This is a genomic window from Bacillus sp. CCB-MMP212 (assembly GCF_022748145.1).
Lineage (GTDB): Bacteria > Bacillota > Bacilli > Bacillales > Bacillaceae_G > Bacillus_A > Bacillus_A cereus.
The window spans coordinates 13,355-37,992 of the sequence record NZ_JALDQE010000004.1 but is presented as its reverse complement, the minus strand read 5'-3'; the positions used below and the strand labels follow the sequence as shown (position 1 = coordinate 37,992).

Here is a 24,638-nt window from a genome sequence, read left to right as displayed (position 1 = left end):
CGTCTTACCTTTGTTTTACATAGAATATTTTACTTATGATACGGTTCCCCACGATTAATCCGAAACGCTCTATACACTTGCTCAAGCAACACTAATCGCATTAATTGGTGTGGTAACGTCATCTTTGAAAAAGAAAGTGATTCGTTTGAACGCTTCATTACTTCTGAACTTAGTCCGAGTGATCCACCAATTACAAATGCGACTTTACTCTTTCCATATGTAGCAAGGCGATCTAGACTGACCGCAAATTCTTCTGATGACTTTTGCTTTCCTTCTATAGCTAATGCAATCACATGCGTGTCATCAGAAATCTTATCCAGTATACGTATACCTTCTTTTTCCTTTACAATTAACATTTCTGCTTCACTTAAATTTTCTGGTGCCTTTTCATCTGGCAATTCAATTACTTCTACTTTTGCGTATGCTGATAATCGTTTTAAGTATTCTGCTATACCTTGTTTCAAATATTTTTCTTTTAATTTCCCAATTGAAATAATCGAGATATTCACACGTATCCTCCACCTTACAAACATGTTATCCACAAAACTTATCCACATATCCACAAACACTACCCACATATTGTGTGAGAATCTGTGTTCGATACAACATATGTCGCCTCATTTTGACAAAATTCACATGTTTTTTTCTCTTTTTCTGAGTTATCCACACTGTTGATAACCGGTGCAACTTCACACTCATCCACAATAATATCTAACGCTAATTCAACATGTTCTAAACAACAAGGTAAATTCATTTTCTTCACCTCACTTTTCTACAATAGAAAACAGGAGGTAGGCCCTCCTGTTTTTAATACTTTTGAATGCCTAATTTCACTGTTGTTGTTACTCTTTTTGTACCACGATAAAACGTAAGAGTCATTTTATCATTAATTTCCTTATCATATAAGGCCGTGCGGAATCCAATAATATCGCGAATCGGTTTTCCATCTACTGCCACAATAACATCATGTTCTCTTAAACCAGCATCCGCGCCTGGCGAAGGACTTTTCACATCCAAAATACAAACTCCTTCTGTTACAGTACCTGGTAAATGTAATGTTTTTGACCAATAATAGTTTGGAATTTCATTTAATGACCTAAGTTCAATCCCAACATACGGTCTTCTTACTTTTCCATACTTCTCAAGTTCATTCATAATCGGAACAGCCCTAGTCACTGGAATAGCCAGTCCGATTCCTTCTACTTCTTTTGCAGCAATTTTCATTGAATTAATACCAATTAATTGTCCTGCTGCATTTACAAGCGCACCGCCACTATTCCCTGGGTTAATCGCCGCATCTGTTTGTAACACTTCTACTTGCCAATCATAATGTCCATCTTGATCTAAATCTACAGGGACAATACGTTCATTAGCTGAAATAATACCTTGCGTAACAGTTCCAGAGAATTGCAGTCCAAGTGGATTTCCAATCGCAATAACTGGCTCTCCTCTGCGAACAGTATTAGAATCGCCAATTTCAATTATTTTTTTCACATGCTTTGCATCTATTTCTAATACAGCTAAATCTGTGACTACATCGGTTCCTAATACTTTTCCAGGAACCTTTTTACCGTCACTTAGACTTACTTCAATACGATTCGCTCCAGCTACAACATGATTATTCGTTACAATATAAGCTTGACCATCTGTCTTTTTATAAATTACTCCTGATCCTGTACCAGCCTCTGAATCTGCCTCTGAAAAGTTATCTCGTTGAATGTTAATAACACCCACAACAGCTTCAGATGCACGATCAACAGCATCTACAAAGCTAATCTGTTTAATTCCTTGAGCTTCGGCCATATTACTTCCGCTTGCTTCAGCTTGCGGAAGCGTATCAGCAGAATTTGAAAATAAAGGAGCTCCAAACGCAAATAAAGAAGCTCCTACAATTGTTCCCGCTATACTAGAAAGAACTATACCTTTATGCTTCTTTTTCCCTGCACGTTTCATACGATAATTTTCTTCATCAATAAAGGACATATTTGTTCACCCATCTTCCTGAAAACAACTATATTCACCTTTATTGTTTACTAAAATGAAGAATTATACGTATTGAATTTTTGTAGGCATTTTTGGATCTGTATCGTGAATTTCAAAGGATTCACCCACTCCAAATCCTTTTTCCTCTAGTACTTGTGATACTGACATACGAGCTAGTTCTTTCATGTTATTATCTAAGCTTAAATGGGCTAAATAAATATGCTTTGTCTCATCTGTAATTACATCTGCCATCGCTAATGCAGCATCCTCATTACAAACATGCCCAACGTCGCTTAAAATGCGTCGTTTAATGCTCCATGGGTAACGTCCCATACGAAGCATTTCCACATCATGATTACTTTCAAACACGAAAGCATTAGCTCCCTTAATAACGCCCTTCATACGGTCGCTTACGTATCCCGTATCTGTAATAAGCGCTAATTTCCTATTATTGTTATGGAAAGCATAAAACATCGGTTCTGCCGCATCATGAGAAACTCCAAATGATTCGACTTCAATATCACCAAATGTTTTCACATCCCCAACTGAGAAAATGAATTTTTGCTCAGTTGGGATATTTCCTATTAAATGTTCCATTGCATTCCATGTTTTCTCATTCGCATAAACGGGTAAATCATATTTTCGCGCCAATACACCTAATCCTTTAATATGATCACTATGCTCATGTGTTACAAGAATACCTGATACATCATTTATATTCAGTTCTGCTTGTTTAAATAAAGCCTCTGTCGCTTTACCACTTAAACCTGCATCGACTAGTATTTTTTTTTCATCGGTTCCTACGTATAGCATATTTCCTGTACTTCCACTTGCAAGTACGCTAAAATGCAACCCCATTATTTCTCACTCCAGTATGTTCATCAACCACTTGATTTTCCTTTTCCCCTAATTCCATAACTTGTCCTTCAATTGCATTCACAAAGAAGTCCTGCTTTTGCTCCGTTTTTAAATTCCACGTTGGAGCAAGTACTTGGTTATTAGAAGTAGATGCGGTAAGAGTGGCATAACCAATTTGCGCTTCTTTAACATGTGTATTTCCATGAATTTTATTTTTTAAATACAAATTTTCTAAAGCTGTTTGAGCCGTAATAATTTCTTGCTCTTTCGTTTTTTCACCTTCGCCCATTTCTTTTAAATCAGTTAGCATTGTCTGCGTATATGAAACAAGTTCATTTTTTTCATTTAATTCCACAACAATCATCGCCTGATTATTATAGAAAATAGGCTTATCTTTATATTTTTGGAAGAAATAAATTTTAGAGTCTTTCACCGCTCCAAATTCATACTTTTGTCCATCCAATACATAGTTCTTCAAAAATTCATTATACTTATCTTTTGATAATGATTTCGTATTTAAAAAAGGCTCTTTTAACTTACTTTCTATCGTGTACATATTTTGTATATGCGCCGTTTGATTTTTCAAAGACTGTATATCATCTTCTTTAAAGGCTTTATTTTCCGCTCTAATAAATGACTCTTTCTTCGGTTCCTTAGGGATATTCCCTATAGTAATTTTATTTGCTTTTAATTCTTGATCTATCTTTGTTTCTGCAATAAGCTCCAATTGATTACTATCTTGCTTTTGAATGAATTGAAAAATGAGAAAGAGGTCCAAAACAAAAAAGGTCACAATAAATATGGTTTTAATTCGATCCCAATCCATTTAGTCCTCCCTCACTCCACTCATAGATTTGCTGTTTACCCGTTTCACCTTCAACAAGCTTTACATACCAAATTGGTTGTAGTCGAACTACTTGCCCATCTAGTGATAACTTGTATCCAATACCAATATCCTTAATTACTTGTTTCTTTATCTCTGGATTATTTTCTAGGGATGCTATTACAACATGCCCTGACGGAAGAGTAACTTTCTGTTCTATGCCTTTAGTATTTAAAGACAGCAACGGTCTTTCATATTCCATTACTTCTTCTGATCCCCATTTTTGTCTCAATTCAGCTAATCCATCTGTATTGAATACGGAATATCCATCTTCATGTAAGCGAAATACTGTCTCTCCTTTATTCATATAGTCCAAACGATATGAATCCAAACTTCCACTGTGACCACTTACAAATTCAAAGCTTTTTTGTAACAGCATTAAATTATCTATCGTTTTCTCAGTTAAGACAGAAGAGTTTTTATACTTTAGCATGTGACGATCGTTTTCAATTTCCATGGATCTAATACCATCTGTAAATGTTTCTTTCGATATCTCAGTAATCGGACTTAAATAACGAGGATCACTAAACAGAGCATTCTTAAACGTATCAACTGCTAAATTAGATGAAATATATGTTATATTGTTTAACTCTGTCGTGCCATCTGGTAAAAATAACTTTTTCATATCATTGATTTGATAATCAAAATAGGGCTTTGCTGATACTATAAATTGATTTTGAGCATTTACAATATCTTTTAAATACACACCACTTAATTTTGCCTCATATATTTTAAAGTTATCACCATCAGAAACAAAGTTAATTTTAATTTCTTGATCCTTACTCCTAGAAGGATCAAGGAGAATACGATTAAAATGTTTAGGCTTATCTGTACTTTTCTCTTTCATGTTAAACATAGATTTAACTGCATCAAATGGGATATCAGTAGGGAAAACAAGTTCAATTTTCCCTTCACCATGCACATAGGATAGGAAATCACCCTTAGTGATTGATATCTCTCTAAACTCATGTAGTTCCCCTACTTCCAAAGGCTTATAGATTGATTCTATATCTGCCTCTCTTCTGCTCCCATAATGATTTTTATCTTTATGCACGATGATAGAAGTAGGACGGACAACATCGGAAATTTTAGTTTGATTCGTTCCTTCATTGCCCTGTACAAATTTTGCATTTTGCATGGATGTAGAATCTGGCACATACGTCCATAGGTTAAAAGTAAGAAACAGGCTAATTACAACTAGGTTAATTAAAACTATTGTTTTAAAGTTTTCCATACTCATTCCCAATCGTCCTCTTCATCTGCTGCCATTGGTAACGTGAAATAAATAGTTGTCCCTTTTCCTTCTTCACTCTTCGCCCAAATAGAGCCACCATGTGCCTCGATCATTTCTTTTGCAATTGCTAATCCAAGTCCCGTACCACCCATTTGTCTTGAACGAGCTTTATCTACGCGATAAAAACGTTCAAAGATTTTATCAACGTTTTCTTTTGGAATACCCATTCCTTGGTCACTTACGCTAATTTCTAATAAATCACCGCGATCACGTAAGCGATATGTTACTGTTCCACCTTCTGGTGAATACTTTAATGCGTTAGAAATAATGTTATACAGCACTTGAGTAATTTTGTCAGTATCCATATCAATAAACCTAGACTTCTTAGAGAAAGATCGTTTGAAACTTACATTTTGTTCTTTAGACATTTCAAAGCGATCAATAATATTATTAAAGAAATCAGTAAAGTCGACCCATTCTTTCATTAAACGGTGCTCTGTACTATCAAGTTTAGATAGCTGTAACAACGCATTTACAAGTCTAATCATTCTTTCTGTTTCTTCTTGTGTAACCGTTAAAAATTGTGGCGCAATATTCGGATCCTGCCATGCTCCATCTGTAAGTGCCTCTAAATAACTGCGCATCGTCGTTAATGGCGTCCTTAATTCATGAGAGACATTCGCTACAAACTCACGGCGTTCCCTTTCTATACGCTCCTGCTCTGTTACATCATATAATACAGCAATTAAACCATTTGCCTTCCCTGTTTCTTTTTGAATAACAGAGAAACTAGCACGTAAAATATATGGTTCATTTCTCGTACTAAAATCTAATAAAACAGAATCTGGCTCTTCATATAAATGATCGAGCGTAAATTCTTCCTGTATCCCTAATACCTCTAAAACAGATTGATCAAGCGCTGTTTCACGAGAAACATTTAACATTTTTTCCGCAGGGTCATTTAGTAAAATAATATCCCCTTTTCGGTCAGTAGCAATTACTCCATCTGTCATATGAGATAAAACAGATGATAGTTTACGCCTTTCACTTTCTGTAGAAGAACGAGCTTGTTGTAATTTTTTTGATAAATTATTGAAGGATAATGCCAGTTGTCCAATTTCATCATGGCTATGCACCTTTACTTTTCTCGAATAATTTCCTTTTGCCATTTCGATTGCTTGTCTCCGCATATCTGAAATTGGTCTTGTAATTGTTTGAGCCAATAAAATCCCAAGTACGGCCGTTACTAATAAGGCAATTACTGTTCCCGTAGCAAAAATTTGATTTATATCCTTCATTTGTTTATATACATCTTCCATAGATGCAACGATGTATATAACACCAAGCGCATCCTTGCCATTATCATCGAGAATCGGAGTAAGCATAACTTGAACACGATGGCCTGTACTACCATCCTTCTCAATTTTCACTTCTGGCTTTTTTTGCACCAACACTCGCTGAACAGCTATATCAGTTGATGTTCTATTCACCTTATTCTGCTTTGATTCATCTGAAATAGCCAGTAACTTTCTATGCGAATCAAATACACTTACCTCTTGTATAACTTTTTTTTGATCAGAGGCAAACTTTCGAATAGAAGTTTTAATCGTTTCATCTGTTGACTCTGTTTCTGCTTTTGTATAACTTTTTTTAAATTCTTGTTTCAAGTTATATGATAATAAGTTTGTTTGCTGCGTTAAAGAATCCCTAAAACCTTGTACTAGGCTCTTCTCTAATTCCCTTACAAAATATACCCCAATAACTTGCATCGCTATTAATATTAATAGCATATATATAAGCACAAATTTTAAATGAATAGATTGAAAAAAACCAACTTTCTTCATATACTATTCCTGCTCTGGGTCACGCAAGTAATACCCTACTCCACGTCTAGTTACAATTAAAGTAGGATGGCTTGGATTATCTTCAATTTTTTCACGCAAACGACGTACTGTTACGTCTACTGTGCGCACATCTCCAAAATAGTCATAACCCCAAACTGTTTGTAATAAATGTTCGCGTGTCATAACTTGTCCTAAGTGTTTCGCTAAATAATGTAGCAACTCAAATTCACGATGTGTAAGCTCGATATTTTCCTCGCGCTTCGTTACACTATATGCATTTGGATTAATAACAATTGGTCCAATAACCATTTCTGTATTTTCTTCTTTTTCTGCAGCACCACCTTGTTGGTGACGGCGTAAATTCGCCTTCACACGAGCAAGTAATTCTCTCGTGCTAAATGGCTTCGTTACATAATCATCTGCCCCAAGCTCAAGCCCTAATACTTTATCAATCTCAGAGTCCTTTGCTGTAAGCATAATAATCGGCATTTCTGAACTTTTACGTATTTCACGACAAACCTCTAAGCCATCTTTACCTGGTAGCATAATATCTAATAAAACCATATCTGGTTGTTCTTCATTAGCTTTTTCAATTGCTTCATCACCATCATGCGCCATTACTATTTCAAAACCTTCTTTTTCTAGGTTAAACTTCAAAATATCTGCAATCGGCTTTTCATCATCAACTACTAAAATTTTCTTTCCCATCATCGTCTATTTCCTCCTTATAAAAATATGGTCAATAATCCCTAAACATATTGATGTTTACATAGTATGTCCTATATGACCGCATCCTTTGTTTAAGTATTTTCTCCTCTATTCTCATAGACTCATGTATGATCCACTTTTACACGGAATCCTATACGATCTATAGAAAAACCTCTAGCTTCAACTGCTAGAGGCTCCTCGTTCTATTTTAAAATAACTACTCAGTTTTGTAAAATTACATAAATAAAAAGGATATTAAGTGGGCCCACTTAATATCCTGAGAGTGGCTCGGGACGGAATCGAACCGCCGACACGAGGATTTTCAGTCCTCTGCTCTACCGACTGAGCTACCGAGCCAAAACTATATATAAAACCACTAATGGTGGTATAAACAAAAGTGGCGGTCCCGACCGGGGTCGAACCGGCGATCTCCTGCGTGACAGGCAGGCATGTTAACCACTACACCACGGGACCAAAAATAAGCATAAAAAAAACATGACCCGTACGGGATTCGAACCCGTGTTACCGCCGTGAAAGGGCGGTGTCTTAACCACTTGACCAACGGGCCACGAAAAATAAAATGGTGAGCCATGAAGGATTCGAACCTTCGACCCTCTGATTAAAAGTCAGATGCTCTACCAACTGAGCTAATGGCTCATACTCACCAACGTCATATTTTCGTGACGACAAGATGTATCATAACATGTATTCTGTATTCTTCGCAATACTTTTTTTCATTTTTTTATAAAAGATAAGAAAAAACTCATGCGGACATGAGTTTTTTCTTAAAATATCAATTAAGCTTCGTATACATTACGAACAATATTCGTTTGGTTACGATCTGGTCCAACTGAGAACATAGATAATTGAATTCCTGTTAACTCAGAAACACGTTCTACGTATTTTCGTGCATTTTCAGGAAGCTCGTCTAATGATTTTACACCAGTAATATCTTCTGTCCAACCTGGAAGCTCTTCATATACAGGCTCACATTTCGCTAAAATGTTTAAGTTTGCTGGAACTTCATCGATAACTTCGCCATTGTATTTGTAAGCAACACAAATTTTAAGAGTTGGAATATCTGTTAAAACGTCGATAGAATTTAATGATAGATCCGTTAAACCACTAACACGACGCGCATGTCTTACAACAACGCTATCGAACCAACCTACGCGGCGCGGACGACCAGTTGTTGTTCCGTACTCACGACCAACTTCACGAATTTGATGACCAATTTCATCATTAAGTTCAGTAGGGAATGGACCGTCACCAACACGGCTTGTATATGCTTTACATACACCTACAACGCGAGTAACTTTCGCAGGACCAACTCCAGTTCCAACTGTTACACCACCCGCAATCGGGTTAGAAGATGTAACGAATGGGTACGTACCGTGGTCAATATCAAGCATAACACCTTGTGCACCTTCAAATAATACACGGTGATTGTTATCTAGTGCATCATTTAATACAACAGATGTGTCGCATACATATTGTGCGATTTGTTGTCCATATTCGAAGTACTCTTCAAAGATTTCTTCTACACTGAAACCTTCTGTATCGTACATTTTTTCAAACAAACGATTTTTCTCTACTAAATTGCGCTCAAGCTTCTCTTTAAATGCTTCACGATCTAAAAGATCAGCCATACGGATACCAATACGTGCAGCTTTATCCATATATGCAGGACCGATACCTTTTTTCGTTGTACCGATTTTGTTATCACCTTTACTAGCCTCTTCTAACTCATCTTGTTTTAAGTGATAAGGTAAAATAACGTGTGCACGGTTACTTACACGTAAATTATCAGTACTTACACCACGGTCGTGTAAGTATTTTAACTCTTCAAGTAATGCTTTCGGATCTACTACTAAGCCATTTCCGATTACACAAATTTTCTCTTTATAGAAAATACCAGATGGAATTAAGTGTAACTTATATTTAACTCCGCCGAAAACAATTGTATGTCCCGCGTTATTTCCACCTTGATATCTTGCAACTACTTCCGCATGCTCAGAAAGAAAATCAGTGATTTTACCTTTTCCTTCGTCGCCCCATTGTGTTCCTACAACTACTACTGAAGACATTATTAAAGCACCTCCGCAATTTTCAAACGATCTATTCAAACAATATAATTGTACCAAAACCGAAAAAGAAGTCAACCAAAAAGCGAACATTTTTTTATTAAAAATCATTTTCGTTCGTAAGAATTATGTTTTCACCTTATGAAAGCCTTATCTTTACACCATAAAAAAAGAAACACATCTTATTATAAGAAATGTGTTTCTTTTTTATACTGCCTTTATGCCCCATCCTCAAAGCGTCGTTCTAAGTTAACGAACTTATTGAACTCTTTGACGAATGCAAGTTCCACTGAACCTACTGGACCGTTACGTTGCTTTGCAATGATAATTTCAATCGTATTTTTATTTTCCGTTTCACGGTCATAGTAATCTTCACGATATAGGAAAGCTACAATATCAGCATCCTGCTCAATACTTCCAGATTCACGAATATCAGACATCATCGGGCGTTTATCCTGACGAGATTCTACACCACGAGATAACTGTGATAAGGCAATAACAGGCACTTGCAATTCACGTGCAATCCCTTTTAAAGTACGAGAAATCTCAGATACTTCCTGCTGACGGTTCTCACCTGATTTCCCACTTCCTTGAATAAGCTGTAAGTAGTCAATTAAAACCATTCCAAGACCTTGTTCTTGCTTTAGTCTACGACATTTTGCTCGAATCTCATTTACCTTAATTCCCGGTGTATCATCAATATATATACCGGCATTTGAAAGACTCCCCATCGCCATTGTTAATTTCGCCCAATCATCAGAAGTTAGTGACCCGGTACGAAGTCTTTGCGCATCGATATTTCCTTCTGCACAAAGCATACGCATAACAAGCTGATCGGAGCCCATCTCCAAGCTAAAAATCGCTACATTTTCATCCGTTTTCGTCGCTACGTTTTGTGCGATATTTAATGAAAATGCAGTTTTCCCTACTGACGGACGTGCTGCTACAATGATTAAATCATTTCGCTGGAAACCTGCCGTCATCTTATCTAATTCAGTAAATCCAGTTGGTATCCCAGTAACTTCACCTTTTTGATTATGCAAAAGTTCAATTTTATCATAAGCATCCACAAGAACATCTTTAATATTTTGAAATGCTTTTGCATTCGTTTGATGGGATACTTCTAATATTTTTTTCTCGGCCTCATTTAAAAGGCCGTCCACGTCATCTTCTCTCTCGTATCCATCCGACACTATATGAGTCGCTGTTCGAATTAAACGGCGTAAAAGTGCCTTTTCAGCAATGATACGTGCATAATATTCAACGTTAGCAGCTGTTGGAACAACTTCTGCTAACTCTGCTAGATAAGACACTCCACCAACTTCTTCTAGTAATCCTTGATCAGCCATCGCTGATGTCATTATTACTAAGTCGATCGGTTCTCCTTTATCAGATAATCCAAGCATGACCTCAAAAATCTTTTGATGTTTCGTTCGATAGAATGAATCAGGTACCAATAACTCCGATGCTGACGTTAACGCATCTTGATCAATTAATATGGCACCTAAAACCGCCTGCTCGGCCTCTATATTATGCGGAGGGGTACGATCAGCAAGTACATCACTCATACGCAATCCTCCTTGCTTAATTTATTTTTATTGTTCACTAACATGAACTTTTACTGTCGCTGTTACTTGCGGATGCAATTTCACTGTTACATTTGTGTAGCCTAATGCACGAATTGCATCATCCATTTCAAATTTACGTTTATCAAGTTTAATTTTATGTGATTTTTGCATCGCATCTACGATTTGTTTGCTCGTAATAGAACCGAATAAACGGCCACCTTCTCCAGATTTCGCCTTTAATTCTACAGTTAATTTCTCTAAAGTCTCTTTTAACTCTTTTGCATTTTCAAGCTCTGCTGCTGCATCTTTTTCTTCTTTACGCTTTTGAGCTTCTAAAGTTTTCATACTGCTATTTGTTGCTTCAGCAGCTAATCCTTGTTTTAGTAAGAAGTTATTTGCATAGCCATCCGGTACGTTTTTTATTTCTCCTTTTTTACCTTTACCTTTTACGTCTTTTAGAAAAATTACTTTCATGATTGTGTGCCTCCCTGTAAATAGTCATCAATAACAAATCGAAGCTTCTCCTCAGCTTCATCTACTGTAACATTTTTCATTTGTGTGGCTGCATTAGTCAAATGCCCGCCACCGCCTAAGTTTTCCATAATTAGCTGCACATTCACTTCACCTAAAGACCTGCTGCTAATTCCAATGAGATTCTCACCACGTTTCGCAACAACAAATGATGCAATAATCCCTGTCATCGTTAATAACGTGTCTGCCGATTGCGCAATAAGCACTTGATCGTAGTAATCATCACTATCAACTTTAGCAATCGCAATTCCATTTTTATAAATGTACGCATTTTTTATAGCTTTTGCAACCCGTAAATACTGATCCATATCTTCCTTTAAAAGTTCTTGTACAAGTACAGTATCTGCACCATGTGAGCGTAAATAAGAAGCAGCATCAAATGTACGAGCCCCTGTCCGGAATGTGAAACTTTTCGTGTCGACAATAATACCTGCTAACAATGCCGTCGCTTCTAGCATTGTCATCTTTAAATTTTTAGGTTGATACTCAAGTAATTCTGTAACCAATTCTGCCGTTGAAGAAGCATATGGTTCCATATAAACTAGCAATGGATCTTCAATAAAATCTTCCCCACGACGATGATGATCAATAACTACTACATTTTCAATTTTATGTAACAGTTTTTGCTCCATCACCATAGAAGGTTTATGCGTATCAACAACAACAAGTAACGACTCATCATTTGCAAATTCCATCGCTTGCTCTGGAGTAATAAAATGAGACCATAACTCCTCATTTTGTTTCACTTTGTCCATCAAGCGTTTAATTCCCTTATCAGAATCATTTTCATCTAATACAATATATCCTTTACGCTCGTTTAATTGAGCCACTTTTAAAATACCAATCGCAGCACCAATTGCGTCCATATCAGGAGCCCTATGCCCCATGATAATGACATTACTACTTTCTAACACTAAATCCTTTAACGCATGCGAAATGACCCTAGCACGTACACGGGTACGCTTTTCAACCGGATTTGTCTTACCTCCATAGAACTTAACTTTACCTGTCGCTTGTTTAATAGCTACTTGGTCTCCCCCGCGCCCAAGCGCAAGGTCTAAACCAGATTGAGCCATTGCCCCAAGCTCTGACAAAGGTAGATCACCTGATCCGACACCTACACTTAATGTAAGTGGTATATTCCTTTTAGATGTTTCTTCACGCACCTGATCTAAAATACTAAATTTCCCTTTCTCCATCTGCGTCAGAATACTTTCATTTAGCACAACGAAGAATCTTTCTGAAGATGCACGTTTTAAATACGCACCATACTTAAGTGCCCATTCATTTAGTCGCGATGTCACAAGACTTGTTATATTCGTACGTAATTGATCATCTAATCCTTGTGTAACTTCATCATAATTATCCAAATAAATTACAGCTAAAACAGTGCGTTGATCTTCATACATCTTTTCGATTTCCGTTTGTTCCGTTACATCAAAGAAATAAATTAACTTTTCTTCTTTCCTTACAAAAACGCGAAACTTTCGATTATTTAAAGAGACTATATCATCAGAAGTTTCTCCTTTAATGAAAAGAAGTAATGTTTCTGATACATCGTAAAGGTGCCATCCAGCTAACGCATGCTGTCCCAGGCATGAAGATAAATAAGGATTTGCCCAATCAATCCCGTAATCCTTATTGTATAACAAAATACCAATCGGCATTTGGTTAAATGCTTCATTACTGACTTTCTTTACCCTCGTAATCATATCTGTCGTATGCTTTTCGAAATTCCTTTGAAAATTAAGTTCAAATCGTATAACGATAAAGAACACGATACAAAAAATGATAAAAGCAGCTATCCCCATAATTAAATGAAAATAACAGAGAATTGAAATGAGCACAAACACAAAAAATGCCAATACATAAACAGGATATAAAAACCACTGTTTCTTATCAAATTCAGGCATGTATACAACTCCTATAAAGTAAAACTAACTCACCTTCCAGTTAGTTAAACAGATTAAAATAGTATAAGGAATATTATTTTATTCCCCTATTTTAGAACGCAACGAAATCCCTAAGTCAATTATACCTAAGATTGTCACAAGAGGAAACAGCATCGGAATAAACATGCATACAATAAAACTAATAATAGGAACCCCTTTAGTAAAACCTTTTCTATACGCTAAAAAGGAAATGAATGTAAGACCTTGCAGTACAAGCAATAGTGCAAATATGACATATAGGTTAGAAAATACCATATGTAAATATGATGTTGGATCTACTTTTATAAAAGTTGCTAACAAAATAAATATAACGTAATACCAAACAATACTCTTTGGTAATTGTAGATCTTTAAATTTAGGCCAAGGTATAATGTCATGTTTTAACTTTTTCAAAACACTACCTGATATTATCACTGTAATCCAAGAAAAACATACTGAAACTAGAACAAGTATACTTGGAAATAACGATTGTAATATATCATTCATTTGTGTAAGTAACTCTTTTTGTTCCTTACTAATCGGCATACCTATAGCACTTACTATCTTTTCACTTTGCACCATACTTTCACTAAACACACTTTGCATTTGCTTCATTATATCTATGTTGAAAAACTTTATACTCGCAACATAAATAAGTACAAAACCAATTAAGTATGCAAGCGTCCCCGCTATTAAGATTTCCACTGGCTTTTTTCTTGTTTTATACATATACCCTAAAACAATCCCTATCAATCCAAACATAATTGTCTTCACTAAATTCATAGGTTGACTCACAATAATAGTAACAAAAAGTGCTGCTACAAAAATCACAAGCACATTAGATAGTTTATGTCTTATCGTTAATAGTATAAATGGTAACGGCAACGCAAAAGTTACAACAGTACCTAAAATCGGAACATACATAGATATAAGCAATAAAATTGCATATATGGCTAATAACGCTGCGCCTTCTGTAATAAACTTTGTTTGTTTCACATTTTAACCTCTCTTTCAAAAAAGAAAAGCATAGCAAAATGCACAGTAGAGTCCGACTCTACTGTGCATTTCATACGCTATTATTCACCAACATATGGTAAAAGTGCCATTTGACGAGCACGTTTAATTGCAACTGTAAGTTTGCGTTGGTATTTTGCGCTTGTCCCTGTTACACGACGAGGTAAAATTTTACCACGCTCAGAAACGAAACGTTTTAATAAATCAACATCTTTATAGTCAATGCGAGTGATGCCGTTAGCTGTGAAGAAACACACCTTACGACGTTTCGCACGTCCACCTTTGCGTCCTGCCATGTCTATTTCCCTCCATTCTTTGTTAAAACTAACAAATTTACTGTATTAGAACGGTAAATCGTCGTCGGAAATGTCGATCGGTTGACCTACATTTGAAAATGGATCGTCATTCTTCGTAAATCCAGAGTTCCCTTGATTACCTTGGTTACCTGAATTACTAGATTGACCAAATGGGTTAGAGCCTTGGTTACCGAAACCAGCTCCTGATGGTTGCTGATTGAATGAACCACGTTGCTCCCCACCGCCATTACGCGGCTCTAAAAATTGTACGCTTTCCGCAAGAACTTCTGTTACATATACACGTTTACCGTCTTGTCCATCGTAATTACGAGTTTGAAGACGTCCATCTACGCCTGCTAAGCTTCCTTTTTTCAAATAATTTGCTACGTTTTCTGCTTGTTTACGCCATATTACACAATTAATAAAGTCAGCTTCACGCTCACCTTGTTGATTCGCAAATGCGCGATTCACAGCTAACGTAAAAGTAGCTACTGCAACACCATTGGGCGTGTAACGTAAGTCAGGGTCCTTAGTTAAACGACCAACGAGGATAACACGATTCATCAATCGAACCACTCTCCCTTATATATCAATTATTTTTCTTCTTCTTTAACAACGATATGACGAAGGATGTCTTCGTTGATCTTAGCTAAACGGTCGAATTCGTTAATCGCTTCTGCGTTAGAGTTCACGTTTAAGATCATGTAGAAACCTTCACGTAAGTCGTTGATTTCGTAAGCTAAACGACGCTTACCCCACTCTTTCGTGTTAATGATTTCTGCACCATTGTTTGTTAAAACACCTGCAAAACGTTCAACTAAAGCTTTTTGAGCTTCTTCTTCAACGCCAGGACGAATGATGTACATAATTTCGTACTTTCTCATTACACTTTCACCTCCTTTTGGTCTAAACGGCCCATAATGGGCAAGGAGCAATTAATTTATAGTAATTACTCACGAGTTTAGATTATATCATAGTAAGTTATATGAATCAACTCACCAATACATAAAAAACTTGGCAAACATATAATATATTCGCCAAGCTCATATCTTTATTTTTCCTAGGAAATATTAGATTAAACGTTAAAACGGAAGTGCATAACATCTCCGTCTTTTACGATATACTCTTTTCCTTCTAAACGTACTTTTCCAGCTTCTTTTGCAGCTGTCATAGAACCGTTTGTCATTAAGTCATCGTAAGAAACTGTTTCTGCACGAATAAATCCACGCTCAAAGTCTGTATGAATAACACCAGCACATTGTGGTGCCTTCATACCTTGTTTAAATGTCCAAGCACGTACTTCTTGAACGCCAGCTGTAAAGTAAGTAGCAAGTCCTAATAGGTCATATGCTGCACGAATTAATTGATCTAAACCAGACTCTTCAATACCTAGTTCTTCAAGGAATACTTTTTTCTCTTCCTCGTCTAATTCAGCGATTTCTGATTCGATTTTTGCACATACAACGATTACTTGAGAATTTTCATTTTCTGCAAATTCTTTTACCATTTGTACGTATTTATTTTCCGAAGGATCGATAACATCGTCTTCACTTACGTTCGCTACGTATAACATTTCTTTTGTTGTAAGTAAATGAAGGCCTTTAACAATCTTCATCTGCTCTTCTGTAAATTCAACAGTACGAGCCGGTTTCCCCTCTTCAAAAGCCTCTTTTAAACGAACTAAAATTTCATGCTCATATACAGCTTCTTTATCTTTTTGTCTTGCTAATTTCGCAACACGCTCGATACGCTTATCAACAGACTCTAAGTCCGCTAAAATTAGCTCTAAGTTGATTGTTTCGATATCATCAATTGGATCTACTTTCCCTGAAACGTGCGTAATATTTTCGTCTTCAAAACAACGAACAACTTGGCAAATTGCATCTACTTGACGAATGTGAGATAAGAATTTATTTCCTAAACCTTCACCTTTACTAGCACCTTTTACGATACCTGCAATATCAGTAAACTCAAATACAGTCGGAACAGTCTTTTTCGGTTCTACTAATTCCGTTAATTTATTTAAACGCTCATCTGGTACTTCTACAATCCCTACGTTTGGATCAATTGTACAGAATGGATAGTTTGCAGATTCTGCTCCTGCTTGTGTAATTGCATTAAATAAAGTGGACTTACCTACGTTAGGTAATCCAACAATCCCAGCCGTTAATCCCATATTTTTCACTCCTATGTCTCAATCTTTCATCATTATAGATAGTAACGAAAAAAATGACAAGTTTCCGCCAAACGAAAAAAAGTAACAGTTACCTACTGTAACTGTTACTCTCCCTCTATTCTTCGTGCTTCACAAGTATTTTTTTCACCTTACGATCAAACTCTCTTCGAGTAATCATTACTGAATGGTCACATCCCTCGCACTTAATACGGATATCCATTCCCATACGAATAATTTTCCAACGATTCTCGCCACATGGATGTGCTTTCTTCATTTCCACAACATCGTACAAGTTATATTCCTTTTGCTCCACTCTTCAAACTCCTCTCCATACTAAATTGCTTTTCCACTAACCAATTCTTCACGATTGTATAAAACCATACGTGGATATGGAATTTCAATTCCATGTAAATCAAGACGATTTTTAATCTCTTTACGAAGTGCCCTTGCAATAACTGCATGTTGCATCGGCTCTACTTCAGCGATAACGCGTAATATAACTTCTGATGCAGCTAACGTTTGCACACCTAATAATTGAGGTGTTGTTACCATTTTTTCATACTTTGAAGGTAACTCTACTAATAAATCTTCAATAACCTGTTCTGCTTTCGCAATATCAGCCTCATATGAAATAGATACATCAACAAACGCTACACTATTACTAACTGAGTAGTTAGTAACTTGAATAATACTTCCATTTGGTAAAGTATGAATTTCACCTGTCCAACTCTTTACTTTCGTTGTACGAAGTCCAATTTCTAAAACGACTCCTTCAAATTGACCGATTTTAACATAATCGCCAACTGAAAACTGATCTTCTAGCAAAATAAATAAACCTGTAATAACGTCTTTCACTAAACTTTGAGCACCAAATCCGACTGCTAAACCAATTACCCCAGCACCCGCTAATAAACCTGATGCATTAATATCAAACACACCTAAAATCGCAATTAGCATAATGAACATAACAACATACGCTACAATATTTTCAAGTAATTTCGCCACTGTAACTGTACGACGTTCTGAAATTTGAATTGGAGAACGGCTCCCCATACGAAACGCATTTCGTACAACCGCTCTTGCAATTCGCACAACAACTGCACCAATTATTAAAATAATACATATTTTTAATGTCGCAACTCCAATATGAGCCCAACGATCAGCATCTAATAAATACTGTTTCGTAGAATTAAACCACTTCGTTAATAAATCCATGTACCTCTACCTCTCTAGCTAAAATTTCTTTTTAGTTATCCTTATTATTGTATCAGAAGTCCTCTAATTGCTGAAAAAATTTTATGATTTTAATCCTATTTTATCCCCGCCATTCAGGTATAAAATGGAACGAATATATATATACTAGTACTATTATTTCCGTTTTCATTCACATTTTGCAAAAATTACGCACTTATAGCTTTCCATTTTTCTCACCATATAACATATATTGAAAATTTATTAAAAGGATGGGTGCTTCATGAACATTGGAAGTTTTCGCTTACCATTTTTTGAGAAAGAAACTCAAAACGTTATGCACCAAGATCTAGAAGCCTCTGAGATAATCAGTAATTTCTTACTTACCCATATTCCTATTAAAACTAATATACCACTCATTCTCGTTTGTATCGGAACAGATCGTTCTACAGGTGACGCACTCGGCCCGTTAGTTGGTACAAAACTTGAACAAATAGACATAAAAAACCTCCAAATATTCGGTACACTCGATGAGCCAGTACATGCACTAAATTTAGAAGAAAAAATTCAGAATATACAGAAAGAACATCCTACTGCATTTATAATTGCTGTTGATGCATGTTTAGGAAAGTCCCAAAATATTGGGTCAATCACTACTGGAAAGGGACCTAGTAAACCTGGTGCTGCTATGAATAAGAAATTACCTGCAGTTGGTGATCTGCATATACACGGTATCGTCAATCTAAATGGGTTTATGGAGTTTTTCGTTCTTCAAAATACAAGATTAAGTTTAGTCATGAAAATGGCTGATGTAATCGCACAAAGTATAAAAGAGACGGATCAAAAATTATCCGCATTAAAAAAAGCAAACCATCTATAAATAATAAGATGGTTTGCTTTTTAATTTTTCTGTGCTAATAGTTCTAAAATACGATTTAAATCTTCTTTATTAAAAAATTCAATTTCGATTTTACCTTTTTCTTTTTTCGTCTCTTTAATTTTCACATCTGTGCCAAACTTTTCTCTTAAGAACGTTTCACGTTCTACGAAAAATATATTTCGCTCTTTTTTCACTTTTTTTGTTTCACGTGAAACGTGTTGATTAATCTCTTGGACGATTTTCTCTAATTGACGAACATTTAATCCTTCTTTTTCAATGCGTTTCAATAAGGACTTCAATTGTTCTTCGTCTTTTATCGTAAGTAAAGTTCTCCCATGAGCCATTGAAAGTTGACCATTTGCAATCATATCTTGGACGAACGAAGGGAGGCTTAATAACCGAGTATAATTTGCAATGTAAGGTCTGCTTTTGCCAAGACGTTTCGCTAATTGTTCTTGCGTTACATTTAGCTCATTCATTAACATCTGGTATGCCATTGCCTCTTCCATAGGATTTAAATCTTCTCGTTGTAAGTTTTCTAACAAAGCAAATTCCATCATTTGCTGTTCAGTTAATTGTCTTACAACCGCAGGTACCTTTTCTAAACCAGCCTCTTTTGCAGCACGAAATCGTCTTTCACCTGCAACGATTTCATATCCTTTAATACTCTTTCTAGCAATTAATGGTTGTAGAATACCGTGTTCCTTAATCGAAATTGCTAATTCCTGAATAGCCTCTTTATTAAAGTGTTTACGCGGTTGATATGGATTTGGCCTTAATTCAGTTACAATAATCTCCTGAATTGTTTCCTCTTCTTTCACATCTAAATCAGGAAAAAACACATTAATTCCTCTTCCTAATCCTTTAGCCACCTGCAATCACTTCCTCTGCTAAATCTATATATACTTCTGCTCCTCTTGATTTAGCGTCATACTGCATAATAGGTTTCCCATGACTTGGAGCCTCGCTCAAGCGTACATTACGCGGAATAATCGAGCGATATACTTTATCCCTAAAATACTTTTTCACTTCATCTATAACTTGGATCCCTAAATTTGTACGAGCATCCAACATTGTTAACAATACGCCTTGAATTGCTAAATTTTTATTTAAATGTTTTTGTACAAGTCGAACTGTATTTAATAGCTGACTTAATCCTTCTAGTGCATAATATTCACACTGTACAGGAATAATAACAGAATCTGCTGCTGTTAATGCATTAATCGTTAATAACCCTAAAGACGGGGGACAGTCGATAATAATATAATCATATTCATCACGAACTGGCTGTAATGCTCTTTGCAAACGTACTTCCCGGGAAATAGTCGGTACCAATTCAATTTCAGCACCAGCCAATTGAATTGTAGCGGGTAGAACATCTAAGTTTTCAGTTGCGGTTTTCTGTATAACCCCTTGAACATCTGCATCTTCCACAAGAACGTTGTAAATACATTGATCTAATTCAGATTTTTCAATTCCCACACCAGTCGTTGCATTTCCTTGAGCATCAATATCTACAAGAAGGACTTTTTTACCTACTTGCGCCAATCCAGCCCCTAAATTAACAGATGTTGTGGTTTTTCCAACACCGCCTTTTTGATTAGCAATAGCAATGATTTTTCCCATGATGTCACCTACTTTCAACCTTTCTATCTTATTCTAGTAACAATTACGTTTATTGTAACATGAAATAAAACTTTTTCTTTTACGTCCTTTATTAAACTTCAAAATTTATTTCTAAACTCCTTCTTCATTTAACAAGAAAATATAGTAAAAGAGACCTCTCCAATAGGATAAGGTCTCTAACACGTCATTATTATTTTTTCTTTGGAATTTTAATTGTAATTTGATAGTACTCATCAAATTCTTCTTCCTCAGAATTAACATTTAAACCACTTTCAGTAACCATTTGTAAAGATTGTCTAATTGTATTCATAGCAATCCTCGTATCTCGACTTACTGCTTTTTGCTTTGCCTTACGCTTCGGTTTTGCTTCCTCTAGTAACTTCGCAATTCGTTCTTCTGTTTGCTTTACATTCAGTTGTTTCTCCACAATTTCCTGTAAAACCTTCAGTTGTAATTCCTCATTTTTTAAAGGAATGAGAGCGCGGGCATGACGTTCTGTAATGCTTTTTTCTAATAATGCACTTTTTATTTCTTCAGGCAACTTTAACAATCGCAACTTATTTGCGATTGTAGATTGTCCTTTTCCAAGTCGTTGTGCCAATGCTTCTTGTGTTAAATTATGTAACTCAATCAGCTTTTGATATGCCACAGCTTCCTCGATTGCCGTTAGTTCCTCACGTTGCAAGTTTTCAATTAAAGCTACAGAAGCTGTCTCTGTATCATTTAAGTTCTTTATAATTGCAGGAACCTTTTCCCAACCTAACTTTGTTGCCGCGCGAAAACGTCTTTCTCCAGCAATAATCTCATACTTATCGTCCTCATATTGCCTTACAACAATCGGCTGAATAAGTCCATGTGTACGAATCGTTAATGCTAGCTCATCAATACGCGCATCATCAAAAACTGTTCTTGGTTGATAACGGTTAGGGGTAATATTTACTATCGGAATTTCTTGTATTTCCTCATATACCTTTTTATCTATCTCTTCATGGCTTTCGTCTTGTAATTCGAATTCGCTCTCTTTATCTCCAAAGCCAAATAAACGAGAAAACGTATTTTTCATACATATTCCACCACCTTTTAGGCCTATTGACTATTCTCCATAAAATGTTTCCTATGAAACATTTACGTTTTCATTTATATAATTTAATCTTACGTCTAATAAGATTTATTTTTCAATAGGTAATTTATTGGGTGTTCCCGGTTTGCGTGGATATTTCTTTGGTGTCTTGCGCTTTTTCTCGATTAATAAAATATTACGTTCACTCTCTTCAAACGGTAATTGGAACGTAGACATCTCTTTTAACTCTCCGCCTAGAACCTCTAAAGCATACTTGCCATTTTCGATTTCTTCGTTTGCTGCTGCACCTTTCATTGCAATGAATGTTCCTCCAACTTTTACAAGTGGTAAACATAGCTCACTTAATACAGAAAGACGCGCAACTGCACGTGCCATTACAATATCGTATGATTCACGTACACCTTCTTTTTTCCCAAATGTTTCAGCACGATCATGACAAAATGCAACATCACTTAATTCTAACTTTTGTGCTAAGTGATTTAAGAAATTAATACGTTTTTGCAATGAATCTACAATTGTTACTTTTAAGTGCGGGAAACAGATTTTTAAAGGAATACTTGGGAATCCAGCCCCTGCACCAACATCACAAATTGAGAATGGTTTTGAAAAATCATAATAAAAAGCAGCTGTAATGGAATCAAAAAAGTGTTTTAAGTATACTTCTTCTTTTTCTGTAATAGCCGTTAAGTTCATTTTTTCATTCCACTCTACTAATGTTTCAAAGTAGATTTTGAACTGCTCTAATTGTCTAGAAGAGAGGGTGATTCCCTTCTCTTCTAGCATAGATTGAAATTGTTCTATGTTCATCTAGCAATATCTCCTTACTATGTTATTGGTTCGATACGCGCGCAATTTTTCCTTGTTCTATATACACAAGTAAAATGGAAATATCCGCTGGATTTACGCCAGAAATACGTGAAGCCTGCCCCATTGAAAGTGGACGAACATCTTTCAATTTCTGTCTAGCTTCTGAAGCAAGGCTAGAAATCGCGTCATAATCAATATCTACAGGGATTTTTTTACTCTCCATTTTCTTCATTCGCTCTACTTGCTGTAAAGATTTTTCAATATATCCTTCGTACTTAATCTGAATTTCAACTTGTTCTGTAACTTCATCACTTAATTCTACTTCACTTGGTACTAAAAGATGAATATGCTCATATGTCATCTCTGGACGACGTAATAAGTCACTTGCACGTATTCCATCTTTCAATTCACTTCCGCCAATATTGCGAATTAATTCTTGAACTTCAGGACGTGGTTTAATAATAATGCTGCTTAAACGTTCCTTTTCCTGTTCAATTTGTAATTTTTTATTTGTAAATCGCTCATATCGCTCTTCTTTAATTAATCCAATTTCACGACCAACTTCAGTTAAACGAAGATCAGCATTATCGTGGCGTAATAATAGACGGTATTCTGCACGAGACGTTAATAAACGATATGGTTCATTTGTACCTTTCGTTACAAGATCATCAATTAAGACACCAATATAAGCATCCTCGCGGCCTAAAACAACTTCTTTTTTACCTAAAGAACGGCATGCTGCATTAATCCCAGCCATAAGCCCTTGTCCTGCCGCCTCTTCGTAACCAGAAGTTCCATTAATTTGTCCTGCTGTATATAAATTTTTAATCTTTTTCGTTTCAAGTGTTGGCCATAATTGTGTTGGCACAATTGCATCATATTCAATCGCATAACCTGTGCGCATCATTTCAACATTTTCTAGGCCTGGAATTGTTCTAAGCATGTCACGTTGTACATCTTCTGGTAGGCTTGTGGATAAACCTTGTACATATACTTCTTGTGTATTACGCCCTTCTGGCTCTAAGAAAATTTGATGACGTGGTTTGTCATTAAATCTTACTACTTTGTCTTCAATAGAAGGACAGTACCTAGGACCTGTTCCTTTAATCATACCAGAATACATAGCTGAACGATGTAAATTTTCATCTATTAAACGGTGTGTTTCTGTACTTGTATATGTCAACCAACATGGAATTTGATCCATAATAAATTTCGTTGTTTCAAAAGAGAACGAACGCGGCTTATCATCACCTGGTTGAATTTCTGTTTTACTGTAGTCAATTGTATTACTGTTTACACGCGGAGGTGTCCCTGTTTTAAATCTAACAAGATCAAATCCGAGCTCCTCTAAATGCTCAGATAATGTAATAGACGGTTGTTGATTATTTGGACCGCTTGAATATTTTAAATCGCCCATGATAATCTCGCCACGTAAAAATGTTCCAGTCGTAATTACAACGGTTTTCGCTGTATATTCTGCACCAGCTTGTGTAACTACCCCTTTACATATACCTTCTTCAACGATTAAACGCTCTACCATTCCTTGGAACAACGTTAAGTTTGGTGTTTCTTCAATTGTTTTCTTCAATTCATGTTGGTAAGAGAATTTATCAGCTTGCGCTCGAAGTGCACGTACAGCTGGACCCTTACCTGTATTTAGCATACGCATTTGAATATGAGTTTTATCAATATTACGTCCCATTTCTCCGCCTAATGCATCAATTTCACGAACAACAATCCCTTTTGCTGGTCCACCAACAGAAGGGTTACATGGCATGAATGCTACCATATCTAAGTTAATTGTTAACATTAATGTTTTTGAGCCCATTCGTGCTGCCGCAAGACCAGCTTCACATCCTGCATGACCTGCACCGATTACTATGACATCGTATGAACCGGCATTGTATCCCATTGTTTATTCCTCCTAATAATCTCTATCTTTC

At 36.1% G+C, this 24,638-nt stretch carries 25 protein-coding genes and 4 tRNA genes; 1 reads left to right on the top strand and 28 read right to left on the bottom strand.

From position 1 onward, the window contains the following. Nucleotides 1-29: 29 nt before the first annotated feature. The 23 genes from rlmH to MRP26_RS11980 all read right to left on the bottom strand — a co-directional run bounded on the left by rlmH (nucleotide 30) and on the right by MRP26_RS11980 (nucleotide 18,325). A complete protein-coding gene (gene rlmH / locus MRP26_RS12090; RefSeq protein ID WP_001027003.1) occupies nucleotides 30-509 on the bottom strand; it encodes a 23S rRNA (pseudouridine(1915)-N(3))-methyltransferase RlmH in 480 nt (159 codons plus the stop codon). 59 nt (nucleotides 510-568) lie between these two features. Then, nucleotides 569-754, bottom strand: coding sequence for a CxxH/CxxC protein (locus MRP26_RS12085; RefSeq protein WP_001052833.1), 186 nt, complete (start codon nucleotides 752-754; stop codon nucleotides 569-571). A gap of 53 nt (nucleotides 755-807) precedes the next feature. Further along, nucleotides 808-1,983, bottom strand: coding sequence for a S1C family serine protease (locus MRP26_RS12080; RefSeq protein WP_000008031.1), 1,176 nt, complete (start codon nucleotides 1,981-1,983; stop codon nucleotides 808-810). A gap of 63 nt (nucleotides 1,984-2,046) precedes the next feature. Continuing rightward, complete coding sequence (locus MRP26_RS12075) at nucleotides 2,047-2,841, bottom strand: MBL fold metallo-hydrolase (RefSeq protein WP_079246229.1); 795 nt, start codon at nucleotides 2,839-2,841, stop codon at nucleotides 2,047-2,049. Beyond that, complete coding sequence (locus tag MRP26_RS12070; protein WP_000383720.1) at nucleotides 2,825-3,667, bottom strand: two-component system regulatory protein YycI; 843 nt, start codon at nucleotides 3,665-3,667, stop codon at nucleotides 2,825-2,827. The genes MRP26_RS12075 and MRP26_RS12070 overlap by 17 nt, the downstream gene beginning before the upstream one ends. Then, on the bottom strand, nucleotides 3,648-4,964 hold the full coding sequence (locus tag MRP26_RS12065; protein ID WP_000061569.1) for a YycH family regulatory protein: 1,317 nt from the start codon (nucleotides 4,962-4,964) through the stop codon (nucleotides 3,648-3,650). The genes MRP26_RS12070 and MRP26_RS12065 overlap by 20 nt, the downstream gene beginning before the upstream one ends. Next, nucleotides 4,961-6,802, bottom strand: coding sequence for a cell wall metabolism sensor histidine kinase WalK (gene walK / locus MRP26_RS12060; RefSeq protein ID WP_000755367.1), 1,842 nt, complete (start codon nucleotides 6,800-6,802; stop codon nucleotides 4,961-4,963). Before walK ends, MRP26_RS12065 begins: the two co-directional genes overlap by 4 nt. A gap of 3 nt (nucleotides 6,803-6,805) precedes the next feature. Beyond that, nucleotides 6,806-7,513: a cell wall metabolism DNA-binding response regulator WalR gene (walR, locus tag MRP26_RS12055; protein WP_000971865.1), complete on the bottom strand. Its 708-nt coding sequence runs from the start codon at nucleotides 7,511-7,513 to the stop codon at nucleotides 6,806-6,808. Nucleotides 7,514-7,794: 281 nt separating this feature from the next. Beyond that, nucleotides 7,795-7,867: transfer RNA gene (locus tag MRP26_RS12050), tRNA-Phe, on the bottom strand. Between the two features lie 41 nt (nucleotides 7,868-7,908). Then, nucleotides 7,909-7,984 (bottom strand) — tRNA-Asp (locus MRP26_RS12045). Between the two features lie 22 nt (nucleotides 7,985-8,006). Beyond that, nucleotides 8,007-8,078, bottom strand: a tRNA-Glu gene (locus tag MRP26_RS12040). 13 nt (nucleotides 8,079-8,091) lie between these two features. After that, nucleotides 8,092-8,167, bottom strand: a tRNA-Lys gene (locus MRP26_RS12035). Nucleotides 8,168-8,307: 140 nt separating this feature from the next. Next, complete coding sequence (locus MRP26_RS12030; RefSeq protein ID WP_000100230.1) at nucleotides 8,308-9,597, bottom strand: adenylosuccinate synthase; 1,290 nt, start codon at nucleotides 9,595-9,597, stop codon at nucleotides 8,308-8,310. 215 nt (nucleotides 9,598-9,812) lie between these two features. Continuing rightward, nucleotides 9,813-11,162 carry a replicative DNA helicase gene (gene dnaB, locus MRP26_RS12025; protein WP_001286147.1) on the bottom strand — a complete coding sequence of 450 codons (1,350 nt, stop codon included), beginning with the start codon at nucleotides 11,160-11,162 and terminating at the stop codon, nucleotides 9,813-9,815. A gap of 27 nt (nucleotides 11,163-11,189) precedes the next feature. Beyond that, nucleotides 11,190-11,636 (bottom strand): 50S ribosomal protein L9, encoded by a 447-nt coding sequence (gene rplI / locus MRP26_RS12020; protein ID WP_000864223.1) that lies wholly within the window; start codon nucleotides 11,634-11,636, stop codon nucleotides 11,190-11,192. Then, nucleotides 11,633-13,606: a DHH family phosphoesterase gene (locus MRP26_RS12015; RefSeq protein ID WP_001113779.1), complete on the bottom strand. Its 1,974-nt coding sequence runs from the start codon at nucleotides 13,604-13,606 to the stop codon at nucleotides 11,633-11,635. The genes rplI and MRP26_RS12015 overlap by 4 nt, the downstream gene beginning before the upstream one ends. Nucleotides 13,607-13,684: 78 nt before the next feature. Further along, nucleotides 13,685-14,620 (bottom strand): YybS family protein, encoded by a 936-nt coding sequence (locus MRP26_RS12010; RefSeq protein ID WP_053563260.1) that lies wholly within the window; start codon nucleotides 14,618-14,620, stop codon nucleotides 13,685-13,687. Nucleotides 14,621-14,700: 80 nt separating this feature from the next. Continuing rightward, nucleotides 14,701-14,934, bottom strand: coding sequence for a 30S ribosomal protein S18 (gene rpsR, locus MRP26_RS12005; RefSeq protein ID WP_000918873.1), 234 nt, complete (start codon nucleotides 14,932-14,934; stop codon nucleotides 14,701-14,703). A 45-nt stretch (nucleotides 14,935-14,979) separates the two neighbouring features. Further along, entirely contained in the window at nucleotides 14,980-15,501 is a 522-nt protein-coding gene (ssb, locus tag MRP26_RS12000; RefSeq protein WP_002094213.1) for a single-stranded DNA-binding protein, read from the bottom strand. A gap of 26 nt (nucleotides 15,502-15,527) precedes the next feature. Next, nucleotides 15,528-15,818 (bottom strand): 30S ribosomal protein S6, encoded by a 291-nt coding sequence (rpsF, locus tag MRP26_RS11995; protein WP_001233781.1) that lies wholly within the window; start codon nucleotides 15,816-15,818, stop codon nucleotides 15,528-15,530. Nucleotides 15,819-16,009: 191 nt separating this feature from the next. Beyond that, nucleotides 16,010-17,110, bottom strand: a complete 1,101-nt coding sequence (ychF, locus tag MRP26_RS11990) for a redox-regulated ATPase YchF (RefSeq protein ID WP_000524670.1) — start codon at nucleotides 17,108-17,110, stop codon at nucleotides 16,010-16,012. Between the two features lie 115 nt (nucleotides 17,111-17,225). Further along, a complete protein-coding gene (locus tag MRP26_RS11985; protein WP_000435486.1) occupies nucleotides 17,226-17,423 on the bottom strand; it encodes a DUF951 domain-containing protein in 198 nt (65 codons plus the stop codon). A 20-nt stretch (nucleotides 17,424-17,443) separates the two neighbouring features. Continuing rightward, nucleotides 17,444-18,325, bottom strand: a complete 882-nt coding sequence (locus tag MRP26_RS11980) for a mechanosensitive ion channel family protein (RefSeq protein ID WP_000365111.1) — start codon at nucleotides 18,323-18,325, stop codon at nucleotides 17,444-17,446. Between the two features lie 259 nt (nucleotides 18,326-18,584). Between MRP26_RS11980 and yyaC the strand changes: the two genes are divergently transcribed. Next, nucleotides 18,585-19,181 carry a spore protease YyaC gene (gene yyaC, locus MRP26_RS11975; protein ID WP_053563259.1) on the top strand — a complete coding sequence of 199 codons (597 nt, stop codon included), beginning with the start codon at nucleotides 18,585-18,587 and terminating at the stop codon, nucleotides 19,179-19,181. Between the two features lie 20 nt (nucleotides 19,182-19,201). Here the strand turns inward: yyaC and spo0J are convergent, their stop codons facing one another. From spo0J to mnmG, 5 genes are all read right to left on the bottom strand, one after another. Beyond that, on the bottom strand, nucleotides 19,202-20,053 hold the full coding sequence (gene spo0J / locus MRP26_RS11970; RefSeq protein ID WP_078400658.1) for a stage 0 sporulation protein Spo0J: 852 nt from the start codon (nucleotides 20,051-20,053) through the stop codon (nucleotides 19,202-19,204). After that, nucleotides 20,046-20,807 (bottom strand): sporulation initiation inhibitor protein Soj, encoded by a 762-nt coding sequence (gene soj / locus MRP26_RS11965; RefSeq protein WP_000516114.1) that lies wholly within the window; start codon nucleotides 20,805-20,807, stop codon nucleotides 20,046-20,048. The genes spo0J and soj overlap by 8 nt, the downstream gene beginning before the upstream one ends. Nucleotides 20,808-20,997: 190 nt before the next feature. Further along, a complete protein-coding gene (gene noc / locus MRP26_RS11960) occupies nucleotides 20,998-21,870 on the bottom strand; it encodes a nucleoid occlusion protein (RefSeq protein ID WP_000799016.1) in 873 nt (290 codons plus the stop codon). Between the two features lie 105 nt (nucleotides 21,871-21,975). Then, on the bottom strand, nucleotides 21,976-22,695 hold the full coding sequence (gene rsmG / locus MRP26_RS11955) for a 16S rRNA (guanine(527)-N(7))-methyltransferase RsmG (RefSeq protein ID WP_001019628.1): 720 nt from the start codon (nucleotides 22,693-22,695) through the stop codon (nucleotides 21,976-21,978). Nucleotides 22,696-22,717: 22 nt separating this feature from the next. After that, a complete protein-coding gene (gene mnmG / locus MRP26_RS11950; protein WP_000541052.1) occupies nucleotides 22,718-24,607 on the bottom strand; it encodes a tRNA uridine-5-carboxymethylaminomethyl(34) synthesis enzyme MnmG in 1,890 nt (629 codons plus the stop codon). Nucleotides 24,608-24,638 lie beyond the last annotated feature (31 nt).